This is a genomic window from Dolichospermum circinale AWQC131C (assembly GCF_000426905.1).
Lineage (GTDB): Bacteria > Cyanobacteriota > Cyanobacteriia > Cyanobacteriales > Nostocaceae > Dolichospermum > Dolichospermum circinale.
This window is the reverse complement of record NZ_KE384602.1, coordinates 32164-44051: the sequence shown is the minus strand read 5'-3', so window position 1 is coordinate 44051 and position 11888 is coordinate 32164. Positions and strand designations below refer to the sequence as shown.

9 protein-coding genes are annotated in these 11888 nt (G+C 38.3%); 5 read left to right on the top strand and 4 right to left on the bottom strand.

Annotation, left to right across the window (positions count from 1 at the left end):
• Nucleotides 1-73: 73 nt before the first annotated feature.
• Both ACIR131C_RS0107955 and ACIR131C_RS0107950 read left to right on the top strand, forming a co-directional pair.
• Nucleotides 74-1054 (top strand): ABC transporter ATP-binding protein, encoded by a 981-nt coding sequence (locus tag ACIR131C_RS0107955; RefSeq protein ID WP_028089766.1) that lies wholly within the window; start codon nt 74-76, stop codon nt 1052-1054.
• Between the two features lie 113 nt (nt 1055-1167).
• Nucleotides 1168-1956 (top strand): ABC transporter permease, encoded by a 789-nt coding sequence (locus ACIR131C_RS0107950; RefSeq protein ID WP_028089765.1) that lies wholly within the window; start codon nt 1168-1170, stop codon nt 1954-1956.
• A 33-nt stretch (nt 1957-1989) separates the two neighbouring features.
• On the opposite strand, the gene ACIR131C_RS0107945 is transcribed toward ACIR131C_RS0107950, so the two are convergent.
• Both ACIR131C_RS0107945 and psb28 read right to left on the bottom strand, forming a co-directional pair.
• Nucleotides 1990-2490, bottom strand: a complete 501-nt coding sequence (locus ACIR131C_RS0107945) for a MogA/MoaB family molybdenum cofactor biosynthesis protein (protein ID WP_028089764.1) — start codon at nt 2488-2490, stop codon at nt 1990-1992.
• Between the two features lie 64 nt (nt 2491-2554).
• Nucleotides 2555-2890 (bottom strand): photosystem II reaction center protein Psb28, encoded by a 336-nt coding sequence (gene psb28 / locus ACIR131C_RS0107940; protein ID WP_028082639.1) that lies wholly within the window; start codon nt 2888-2890, stop codon nt 2555-2557.
• 79 nt (nt 2891-2969) lie between these two features.
• Here psb28 and ACIR131C_RS0107935 point away from each other — a divergent pair, with 79 nt between their 5' ends.
• Together ACIR131C_RS0107935 and ACIR131C_RS22215 are read left to right on the top strand one after the other, a co-directional pair.
• Nucleotides 2970-4745 (top strand): alkaline phosphatase, encoded by a 1776-nt coding sequence (locus ACIR131C_RS0107935; protein ID WP_028089763.1) that lies wholly within the window; start codon nt 2970-2972, stop codon nt 4743-4745.
• A 467-nt stretch (nt 4746-5212) separates the two neighbouring features.
• Nucleotides 5213-6607: a S8 family peptidase gene (locus ACIR131C_RS22215; RefSeq protein WP_081677178.1), complete on the top strand. Its 1395-nt coding sequence runs from the start codon at nt 5213-5215 to the stop codon at nt 6605-6607.
• A 15-nt stretch (nt 6608-6622) separates the two neighbouring features.
• Here the strand turns inward: ACIR131C_RS22215 and larE are convergent, their stop codons facing one another.
• Complete coding sequence (larE, locus tag ACIR131C_RS0107925; RefSeq protein WP_028089762.1) at nt 6623-7471, bottom strand: ATP-dependent sacrificial sulfur transferase LarE; 849 nt, start codon at nt 7469-7471, stop codon at nt 6623-6625.
• Between the two features lie 341 nt (nt 7472-7812).
• A complete protein-coding gene (locus ACIR131C_RS0107920; protein WP_028089761.1) occupies nt 7813-10842 on the bottom strand; it encodes a valine--tRNA ligase in 3030 nt (1009 codons plus the stop codon).
• A 569-nt stretch (nt 10843-11411) separates the two neighbouring features.
• Here ACIR131C_RS0107920 and ACIR131C_RS0107915 point away from each other — a divergent pair.
• Entirely contained in the window at nt 11412-11861 is a 450-nt protein-coding gene (locus tag ACIR131C_RS0107915; RefSeq protein WP_028089760.1) for a DUF29 domain-containing protein, read from the top strand.
• The last annotated feature ends 27 nt before the right edge of the window (nt 11862-11888 follow it).

Here is an 11888-nt window from a genome sequence, read left to right as displayed (position 1 = left end):
TTCCCTGTTCCCTGTTCCCTGTTCCCTTGTCATAACGACAATTTTTAACGCCAACCTACTTACCTATCCCCTTATGTCAATTATTGTTGCAGAAAATCTGAATAAATCCTATCCAGTAGCAATTAAAAATCCAGGAATAAGAGGAACAATTACCCACTTTTTTCGTCGTAATTATCGTTTAATTAAAGCCGTTCAAGATGTTTCCTTTACTATTGAACCTGGGGAAATTGTCGGTTTTTTGGGTCCCAATGGTGCAGGGAAAACTACGACCTTAAAAATGCTAACAGGATTAATTCATCCTTCTAGTGGTATAGTTAAAGTCGGTGGATTTGTTCCCTTTCGTCGTCAGGAAACATTTCTGCAAAAAATCACCTTAGTCATGGGACAAAAACAGCAATTAATCTGGGATTTACCCGCCTTAGATTCTCTCAAAATTAACGCCGCAGTTTATAATATTTCTGATAAAGAATTTCAGCGTCGCGTTGGGGAACTAACAGAAATGTTGGGTTTAGAAGGTAAACTAACTCAACCAGTGCGAAAATTATCATTAGGGGAAAGAATGAAAGCTGAAATATTAGCAGCACTTTTACACCGTCCCCAAGTTTTATTTTTAGACGAACCAACTTTAGGGTTAGATGTTAATGCTCAAGTGGGAGTACGTCAATTTTTAAAAGAATATAATCAACTTTATCAAGCAACTGTATTATTAACCAGTCATTATATGGCTGATATTACAGCTTTGTGTCAACGAGTATTATTAATTCACCAAGGAAAATTAATGTATGATGGTAGCTTAGAGGGATTATTAGAAAGTTTTGCTCCCTATCGAGAAATTTATGTTGAATTAGCTCAAGCATTACCATTAGCACAACTTATGTCCTATGGTGACGTGCAAATGGTCGAAGCAAGAGCGGTAAGATTTATTGTTCAGCAAGAAGCATTAACTCAGACTGTATCCCGGATTTTGGCTAATTTAGAAGTGTTAGATTTAACAGTTACAGAACCACCAGTAGAAGAGGTAATTGGCCGAGTTTTTCAAAAAGGATTTATTTGAAAACCCCACCCTAACCCTCCCCTTACCAAAGGGAGGGAACTGTAACCTGTAACCTGTCCCCTGTCCCCTGTCACCTGTAACCTGTCACCTGTAACCTTTCCCCATAAATAACCATGAAAAAACCAATTAAAAAAGCCTTAACTTTACTGTCAGTTTACTATGCTTATATGCTGGAATATCGCTCAGAATTAATCCTATGGGTTCTAGCAGGTTCTCTACCAATGATTATGATGGGTATTTGGGTACAAGCAGCCGAAAGTGGTAAATTTGGTTTTCAACCTGTGGATTTTGCTCGGTATTTCTTTGCTGTTTTCCTGACTAAACAAATTAGTGTAGTTTGGGTAATTTATGACTTTGAAAAAGAAATATTAGAAGGTAAACTTTCTCTAAAATTATTACAGCCTTTAGATCCAATTTGGCATCATCTTGGTAGTCATTTAGGTGAAAGAGTCGCTCGAATGCCTTTTGTATTACTTTTATCCACATTCTTTTTTGTTCTCTATCCCCAAGCCTTCTGGTTGCCTAATATAGGTAATTTATGCTTATTTATCTTAGCAGCAATTATGGCTTTTGCTTTAAGATTTATCATTCAATATACCTTTGCTATGTTTTCATTTTGGACAGAAAGAGCAGCAGCTTTAGAAAATTTATGGTTGTTATTTTTTCTATTTTTATCGGGTTTAATAGCGCCTTTAGATGTCTTTCCCGAAAATATCAGAAACATAGTTATGTTAACACCTTTTCCTTACATGATTAATTTCCCAGCGAGTATTTTGGTGGGACTACCTGTAAATTTAACTAGGGGATTTTTGTCAATTATTGGTTGGTTTCTTGTATTTTTGGGCGCTAATCGTTTTTTATGGCGTAAGGGTTTAAAACGCTATTCTGGTATGGGGGCTTAACACGGTTTTGGTTTATCAGGGTTTGAGGTTTATTCAGTTCACCTGTTTAACTAAATGCACCAATTCCGGTAAAATCAATTTTTCCATACCCAGTCGCACAGCATGACTAGAACCAGGAAGAGAAAAGATGATTTTATTTTTATAAATACCTGCTACAGCACGGGAAGCTATAGCCCGTGAACCAATTTCTTGATAACTTAAAAACCGGAATAATTCCCCAAATCCTGGTAAAGTTTTTTCTAATAACTTTTCTAAGGTATCATAAGTAGTGTCTCTGGGAGCAATTCCCGTTCCCCCATTAAAAATTACAGCGTTGATACAAGGATATGCAGCTAAAACTTCCATCTGGGCTGTAATTTCTCTTGACTCATCTTTGATAATCTGATATAACTCTACGATGTGATGGTCAGCTAAAAGTAGTTCTTTAATTAATTGACCACTTTTGTCTGTAGCTGGGGAACGGGTATCACTGACGGTAATAACTGCACAATTTACAGAAAGTTGCTGTGTATTGGGGTGTGGTTGAAATTCCATAGATATTTTACGTTTTAGCCAATAATCAATGACCACTGACCACTGACTACTGACTAATGACTAATTAAGATTTACTTAATCCTAGTCCATTTTCTTCAGCATAACGATTCATAAACCGCATAAACCGATCCCATTCTTCTTTAGACTGCATAACATAAACTGCTTCTAAAGATTCTGGTTTACCGTTGACAAATTTACCCTGAACTGCACTAATCTTGATTTCCCCTTCTTCGTCAATTAAATAAAGTCCAGTAGGTTCGGTTTTACCGTCTTGTGCCAAGATATCAGGATTTGTGAAAGTAAATGTTGCTGTACTACTATCACCTGCTTTTGCTCTTGTCAAGCGGACATCTGGAACTACTGTTTCCTCAATACCTCTAGCAAACTGAATTTTCGCCATGATAAATAAATCTAAAGTTTTGATTGCATTTTTTAGTATTCTCTCATTATAGAGTAATTTTATAACGGGCATTTTACCAATGGTCATCAAATCTAGTTCACAACTTCGATATAAACGCCGTTTATTATCTATAGCATTGATCATTGTAGCTGGTATATTAATCACCCTGATTAGCAATTCTAACGCAGCTACACCTGTCACAAAAACTAAAAACGTGATTCTGATGATTGGGGACGGTATGGGCTGGGAAATGGCTCGCGCTGGGGCTATAGCGCAAGGATATAATTACAATTCTGGTCGGGGGGAAGGACTAAGTTTTCAAACTCTGGAGAATTATGCTCTCGCTACCACCTATGGTACTACCATTGCTCCTGGTAATGGAGTTTTCAGTACAAATAACTCCGCATTATCTGGTTCTAATCCGATTACAGGCGCTAGTCCCATTTTACCAGGGTTTAAATTCCAACCGCAATTTAATCCCGGAAATACACCATCTGGAGGGGGGAAAAATCTTGATCCCAATGCGGTCGGTAATTTGGTAGGTTATGATCCTCAACGGGGGGGAATAAATCCTTGGACACCTGGTAATGATCCTGAATATATTAAGTATAGTTATCCTGATTCGGCTAATACAGCAACTACTTTGTATACGGGAGTAAAAAGCTATAATAACGCTATTTCCGTTGATATTTTTGAAAAACCCTTAGAAACTATTCTGAAAACTGCGGCTGATCATGGTAAATCTACGGGAATTGTGACATCTGTTCCTGTAGATCATGCGACACCGGGAGCAGCAGCAGCTAATGTTAATCGTCGCAATAAATATGATGGTGATTATCCGACTTTGGATAATATTCTCCAGCAGGAACTTCGCATATATCAACCAACGGTAATTTTAGGTGGTGGTCATCCGCTTACGGGTGCTAATAGTCAACCTTTACCTACGGGTGTAGAACCTCCGACTAAATTTGAATATATCACAAAAACGACTTATACAGAGTTGAGTAAAAACCCCAATCAAAACCGTTATAATTACACATTTTTAGAACGAGGAAAAGATGCGGCTGAAAAATTAGCGATGACTGCGGCTAAATTAAATCCAAATCGGGGCGATCGCCTGTTAGGATTATATGGAGCTAGGGGACAAGAGGGAAATCTACCTGTAAGTACGGCCAATGGAGATTATAGTAATACGGGTTTGAGTATTTTTTCTCTGTTTGGTTCTCAAGGAAAAAACCCGGATACAGTTCGGCCTTTGCTGGTTGGAGAAACCGATAAATCTTTTATAGCCAAAGAAATTAATGAAAATCCCACACTCAATGATTTAACTAAAGCTGCTTTAGCAGTTTTATCGAAGGATAAAGATGGATTTTGGTTAATGGTAGAAGGTGGTGATATTGATTGGGCGGCCCATGATGATAATCTAGATAATATGATTGGGACAGTATTGGATTTTGACAAAGCTGTAAAAACGACAATTGACTGGATTAAAAATAATGGTGGTTGGGAAAATAATCTGCTCATTGTCACTGCTGATCATGATCATTATCTGACTTTAAATCCTAACTTTTCTGAATTACTCAAAGAAAAAGGTGCAGAAGCTTTAACCGCTGAATCTGATTCTATAAAAGCGGCTCATTTTTGGGGTTCTAATCCTCAGATTAAATATGGTTGGGGAAATCATGGGAATCGTCCAGTTCCTGTGTATTATCAAGGTAAAGGTTCAGAAGTTTTAACTAATTCTGTGGGTAAGGGTTTCCGGCTTTATGGTTATGATATTCCTGGTATTGGGGGTTTAGTGGACCAAATTCACATCTATCAAACTCAGCTAAAAGCAATAGGGAATAAGAAATAGGGAAAAATAGTTTTCAGATTAGTTTTTAGATAATTTGTATGTCATCAGACATTAATTTATTTGAACAATGAAAACTAATTATTATATAGCAATCCTAAATGATACGTGAGAGTTCAATAAGGCTCAAGTGCTTATAAAACAAGGATTTTTATCTACGTATTTTCTCAAGATTGGGGTAGGATTGCTATATCATGTCCACCCAAGCACTTAGGATATAGTTGATCATTGTATTGCCTTTTCGCAATTACCAATTACCAATTACCAGCCTCAACAGATATGATAAGTGTTCAACTGGACATGATATTAAATAATATGCAAATTGTAATTAAAGTATCTTTTTAGATCAATAACTCATAGCAATAATTAAATAAGGGGAAACTTAGGCAATTTGAAATTATTGTATTTGTAGATTTTGACAAAATTACCTTGTCAAAGAAAATATTGCTATTTTCAGGGATTAAACACTTATGTCATTTGATATTTCTCAAAAGCTTCTATCTGAAAACGAAATCAAATATACAGCTATTTCCCAAACTAATGCCTTTGAAAATCCCACTGATTCTACGATTTTTGGCAGTCGTAGTTATTCTAGTAACTATAACTCAAACAATGGCTATGGACTAGTGAATGCAGGATTAGCAGTGAGTAAAGCCGCTGGTGATGGTCCCTATGAAGATGTTCCTGACTTGGGTGGTAATAATTGGGGTGCAGATATGATCAACGCTCCCACAGTCTGGAATAAGGGATATACAGGAAAAGGGGTTATTGTAGCTGTTATAGACACTGGCGTAGACTACAACCATGAAGACTTAAAAAATAATATTTGGATCAATACCAAAGAAATAGCAGGTAATGGGATAGATGATGATGGTAACGGCTATATTGACGATGTTAGGGGTTGGAATTTTGATAATGACAACAACAATGTGTTAGATAATAATGGCCATGGAACTCATGTTTCTGGAACTATAGCCGCAGAAAACAATGGTATTGGCGTTACTGGTATTGCCTATAATTCCCAAATTATGTCAGTTAAAGTCCTAGATGCCAATGGTTCAGGTTCTTACTCAAATATCACCAAAGGCATTTATTATGCAGTTGACAATGGCGCGAAAGTCATTAATCTCAGTCTAGGGGGAGACTCTCCTAACGATACCCTGAAATCAGCCATCGAATATGCCAGCAGCAAAGGTGTAATTGTGGTTATGGCAGCGGGCAATAATAGCGAATCAATACCATCCTATCCTGCCCGCTATGCCTATAATTCAGGAATTGCCGTAGGTGCGGTAGATCAAAATAATAACCTTGCGGACTTTTCTAACCGTTCTGGTTCTCAAGAAATCGCATACGTTACCGCCCCAGGAGTTAATGTTTACTCCACAGTACCTAATAATCAGTATGCTAATTACTCTGGTACTTCTATGGCTGCTCCTCACATTGTCGGTGTTGTTGCCCTCATGCTTGGTGCTAACCCTAACCTAACGGAGAGTCAAGTTCGGCAAATTCTTATCAGTACATCTGCAAATAGTACCAGTCCGACCGAGCCAAAAACGCCTACACAACCGGGCTTACAATTCCCATCTTTCTTTCCCCCACTAGACTCTTTTTTTCCTCTGGAATTAACTAATATAGTATCACAATTGCCTTTGAGTTTCCAATCCCCAACCCTAACCTCTACTACGCTTCCTCCGTCTCTGGAAACATCATCCTTACAGCCGTCTGATGATTCTCAAAAGAAAGAAGCAAATCCCTTCCTGATGCAACTGAGACCGTACTATTATGAAAGCAAAAGCGATGCAAATGTTAGGTATAATTCACTAGGGTGGCCAGGGATGCCCCACACCGCCCAAGAATTAGACTAATTGAGATTATACAATCTAAATGCTATACAGATGAGATGATGATGTTCTCAAAGCGACTTGAGGTAAGACCTGATTTAGTTTACCACTACGATAACCTTCTAAATCCAAGGTGACATAGATAAATCCCCAGTTTTGAAATACAGATACTAGACTTGGTAAATCTGTCGTTGTCACAAAATCTTTAATTTTATCCGGTGATAATTCAATTCTAGCTGTATCACCCTCCGAACGTACTCGTAAATTTTGCCACCCCAGGTTTCGTAAATAAATTTCCGCCCTACCTACCCGCTGCAATTTGGCTATGGTAATTTCTTCACCGTAGGGAAAGCGGGAACTTAAACAAGGTTGAGCGGGTTTATCCCACCAGGGTAAACCTAGTTGTTGGGAAATTTGTCTAACTTCGGCTTTAGTCACCCCAATTTCTGCTAAAGGTGATCTTACACCTCTTTCTTTTGCAGCTTGGATTCCTGGACGATAATCATGTAAATCGTCAGCATTTACCCCATCTACTACATAAGGATAACCTAATTCTAAAGCCAAGGGTTTTAGTGTATCGTGTAATTCACTTTTACAAAAATAACAACGATTTACGGGGTTAGATGTATAATTAGGATTGTCCATTTCCTGAGTTTGGACAATTTTGTGAGCTATACCGATAGTTGCGGCTTGAATTTTCGCGTCTTCTAATTCTTCTGGTAATAGAGAAGCAGAAACCGCAGTTACAGCCAATGCGCGATCGCCTAAAACTTCATAAGCGATCTTAGCCACTAATGTACTATCAACTCCCCCAGAATAGGCTATCAAAGCCTGGTCAATTTCCCGAAATAAAGCTTGTAATTGTTCTAGTTTTTCTGTCCAATTCATCCCCATCAAACCCCATAACGCCTCTATTATTTATATTATCTATTTTCAGGAAAATGCTGAAAACTCTTGAAGGTACGTCCCAGAAGGTCAGGTTGACCGTGGTAGAGACGTTTCCGTTGTAGAGATGTTTTCGTTGTAGAGACGTTTCCGTGGTAGAGACGTTTTCGTGGTAGAGACGTTTCCGTGGTAGAGACGTTTCCGTGGTAGAGACGTTTTCGTGGTAGAGACGTTTCCGTGGTAGAGACGTTCCATGGAACGTCTCTACATAGCGCAGACACTTCTAGAATGAGGAATAATTACCAATTACCCATTATACTTAGACGAAGCTACGTAGGCGATATCTACGAAAACGTTTTCAGACGTATGCGTAAAATTTCTGCTTGTTTTTCGGCTTCTAATAAAGTCTCCCTGGCACTTTGTACCACATCTGCGGGGGCTTTATCCACAAATTTAGAATTGCTTAATCTAGCAGTCAAAGATTGGGCTTCGGCTTCAGCTTTTTGCAAAGCTTTCTCCAATTTAGCTCGCACAACTTCAATATCTACAACTCCTTTTAAGGGAATTACTACCTGTACAGTACCGACAACACCCGCAATGGAATTTTCTGTTTCATTTTCGGTTACTGTTGGTAAAACTTGTGGTTCAGTTGGTGTTTCACTAGCTGGGAAATATTTTGTAAATAACTCTTTTCTTGTTTCAGCATTGAGTAAATAGCGGAAAGCAAACCAACCGACATAACCCAAACCAATTAGTTCAAAACTAGTGCCAAAAATGGGAATATCTAATGCAGTATTTGCCACAAATAAAGCTACTCGCAAAGCGATAAACCCAAGAATACTTACAGCAATGATCGTGATTCCACCCCAATATTTACTATCTTCAACTTGTGGAGTTTCTGCGGGAATCACAATAGGATTATTATCAACAATTGTCAATGTTTCGACTTTGGCTAAATCTTGAATATAAGCCTGTCCCGCAGTGAGAATAAACCTTTCATTTTCACTTTCACTTTGCAAATTTGCAGTAATTTTTACCCCTGGTTTAATATCTGCTTCCGCTCGTAAATTGCGAATTGTGCGAATTGTGTCAATTAATAAATTAAACTGGGTTTCCAATGCTGAATCAATCAGATGATAATCGGGTTCAGGATAGGATTGTAAAGGTAAAAGTTGGGTATTTTCTGCCGGTTGTTGGGTGAGAGTTTGCCAGATTTCTTCAGTAATATGAGGCATAAAGGGATGTAATAATTTTAAAATCCCTTCTAAAACATAAGCGATGATTTGTTGGGCAATTTTGCGAGATATAGGGTCTGTATCTTTCTGTAATCTGGATTTTACTAACTCAATATACCAATCACAGAAATCACCCCAAATAAATTCATAAAGTCCCTTTGCTGCTTCTCCTAAACCATAATTATCAATGTCATGATTTGTTTGTTTAACAACTTGGTTAAAACGGGAAAGAATCCACCTATCACTTAATTCTGTGGGAACTGGTTGACCTAATTGGGCTGGAGTTTGTCCGTCCAAATTCATCATTACAAATCGGGCTGCATTCCACAATTTATTGGCAAAATTGCGAGAAGCTTCTACCGAAACAGATTCATCTTTTTTCCGGTCATATTCTAAACGGATATCTTGACCAGCACCAGCAACTTCTTTAATTAAAGTGTACCGTAAAGCGTCCGTTCCATATTTGGAAATCAACAATAATGGGTCAATGCCATTATTTGCAGATTTTGACATTTTCTTATTATTTTCATCCCGAACTAAACCATGAATATACACAGTTTTAAAGGGCATTTTCCCAGTAAAATATGTACCCATCATTGTCATTCTTGCTACCCAGAAAAAGATAATATCAAAACCAGTCACTAGGGTAGTAGTCGGGTAATATGTGGCTAGGTCTTCCGTTTCTTCCGGCCAACCTAAAGTTGAAAATGGCCACAGTCCCGAAGAAAACCACGTATCTAAAACATCGGGGTCTTGTATTAATTGGACATCTTCCCCAAATTGGATTTTAGCTTTTTCTAAGGCTTCTGCTTCATTGCGGGCGACAAAATAAGGAGTTGTATCCGTAATTTCCCCTTCAGTTTCGCTAATAGCATACCAAGCGGGGATTTGATGTCCCCACCACAATTGACGAGAAATACACCAATCACGTAGATTTACTAACCAATCACGATAAACTTTAGACCAACGCTGAGGGACTATTTCCGGGGAATCTTGGGTATCGAGGAAATCTAAGGTTTTATCAGCTAGGGGACGGATTTTGACAAACCACTGAGTAGAAAGGAGTGGTTCAACAGGGACTTTACCGCGATCGCTATAAGGTACTGTATGTTTATATTCTTCAACTTTGACTAAAACACCTTCAACTTCTAACCTAGCGACCAAGTTTTTACGAGCAACAAAGCGGTCTTGACCTTGAAAATCCCCCGCATTTTCATTCAGTGTACCGTCCTTATTCATAATATTAATGAACGGTAAATCATGACGTTTACCCATTTCAAAATCATTGGGGTCATGGGCTGGAGTCACTTTAACACAACCCGTCCCAAAGGTAGCGTCCACCAATTCATCACCAATAATAGGTATTTCTCGCTGCATAATCGGTAAAGTTACGGTTTTACCAATCAGATGTTTATACCTATCATCATTGGGGTTAACTGCCACTCCCGTATCACCTAACATAGTTTCTGGGCGAGTTGTCGCCACTTCCAGAAAACCAGAACCGTCACTGAGGGGATAACGGAAGTACCATAAATTACCATTTACCTCTTTAGGTTCTACTTCCAAATCAGATACAGCCGAACCCGAAGCAGGACACCAATTGACTAAATAGTTACTACGGTGAATTAACCCCTCTTCATGGAGACGAATAAACGCTTCTAAAACAGCCTTTGATAAACCCGCATCTAAAGTAAAGCGTTCCCTAGTCCAGTCTACAGATACCCCTAACCGTTTTAACTGATTAATAATTGTACCACCAGATTCCGCCTTCCATTGCCAAGCCCGTTCTAGGAACTTTTCCCGTCCCAAATCATGACGAGTTTTCCCCTCGGCCTTGAGTTGTTTTTCTAGAATCGTTTGCACTGCTATACTAGCGTGGTCAGTTCCCGGTAACCAGAGGGTATTGCGTCCTTTCATGCGGTGGTAACGCACCAGGGTGTCAATGATAGCCCCTTCAAAGGCGTGACCCATGTGTAAACTACCAGTAACATTAGGTGGAGGGATAACGACACAGTAGGGTTCACCTTTGTGGTTGGGGTCGGCCTTGTAAACCTGGTTATCTTCCCAGAATTTTTGCCATTTGGCTTCTGTGGAGAAGGCTTCGTAAAGACTAGGGAGATTAGGAATAGTTACAGTCATGTTGAGAATAATAGAAGAATAATTGTATGACAACTTTACTAAATTTTGCCACAGGCTTAGAAAATCTTTGTGATTGAGTTGGCGAATTTGACCAGTAGGGATTTTTAGACTTGGTTGACTGAAAATTGACAACCTGGGTAATTTTCTACATATTTTTCATCCTCGCTAGGTGTGATACGTGATATTTTGTCAAAGAATCTGCGAGGATTCTGCCTTTCCATAATCAAGTCCCTATCTACCTTGACACTTTAGGTTGTTTGTGCCTCTCTCGAAGAGAAGAGTCTGCGGATTAGAAATCCATCAAAATATAATTATACTATCGCTGCTATGAAAGAATGCGGATTCGTGATATTGTCAGTTTTCCCATTCCATATTTTATAGGACTTACGCACAAGTCACAGAATAATGAACCGCGTTCGCGAAGCGTGCCGAAGGCATAGGAACGAAGAGAACGAAGAAAAGAGGGTTTGAGAGATATTTTGCGTAAGTCCTGTTTTAATGCAGCAAGGCCAAATCTATGTTAAAATGCCGATTGTATGTGTAACTTGTAAATAACAAAAGGTGAAGTTATGACAGTTATTACTAATTTACAGCAACTCTATGAAACTGATGATCATTTATGGTTATTAGCAACTATTCAATTATTAAAACAAGGTCGTTTTGATGAGTTGGATTTAGAAAATTTAATTGAGGAGTTGGAATCATTGGCAAAAAGAGATAAGCATCAAGTTAAAAGTTTACTAGAACAACTAATTAGACATCTTTTATTATTGCAGTTTTGGACACAAGAATATGACAGAAATAAAAATCATTGGCGTTCGCAAATCAGAAGTTTTCGAGTGCAGTTGAAAGATAGATTAACATCTAATTTATATAATTATTTGAGTTCTATTTTTACAACTATTTATGAAGATGCTTTAGGTTATGTTCAAGAAAAAACAGGTTTTACTGTAAATTTTCCCGCAGAATGCCCTTATTCGTTTGATGAAGTTCTCGATATTAATTATTTACCCAATTGAGTAACTCAGTTTAGCCCGACAAATAAT

Coding starts and splice junctions, on each gene's coding strand:
- ACIR131C_RS0107955 (WP_028089766.1), top strand. CDS start 74: ATGTCAATTATTGTTGCAGAAAATCTGAATAAATCCTATCCAGTAGCA.
- larE (WP_028089762.1), bottom strand. CDS start 7,471: ATGAATTGGACAGAAAAACTAGAACAATTACAAGCTTTATTTCGGGAA.
- ACIR131C_RS0107915 (WP_028089760.1), top strand. CDS start 11,412: ATGACAGTTATTACTAATTTACAGCAACTCTATGAAACTGATGATCAT.
- ACIR131C_RS22215 (WP_081677178.1), top strand. CDS start 5,213: ATGTCATTTGATATTTCTCAAAAGCTTCTATCTGAAAACGAAATCAAA.
- psb28 (WP_028082639.1), bottom strand. CDS start 2,890: ATGGCGAAAATTCAGTTTGCTAGAGGTATTGAGGAAACAGTAGTTCCA.
- ACIR131C_RS0107945 (WP_028089764.1), bottom strand. CDS start 2,490: ATGGAATTTCAACCACACCCCAATACACAGCAACTTTCTGTAAATTGT.
- ACIR131C_RS0107950 (WP_028089765.1), top strand. CDS start 1,168: ATGAAAAAACCAATTAAAAAAGCCTTAACTTTACTGTCAGTTTACTAT.
- ACIR131C_RS0107920 (WP_028089761.1), bottom strand. CDS start 10,842: ATGACTGTAACTATTCCTAATCTCCCTAGTCTTTACGAAGCCTTCTCC.
- ACIR131C_RS0107935 (WP_028089763.1), top strand. CDS start 2,970: ATGGTCATCAAATCTAGTTCACAACTTCGATATAAACGCCGTTTATTA.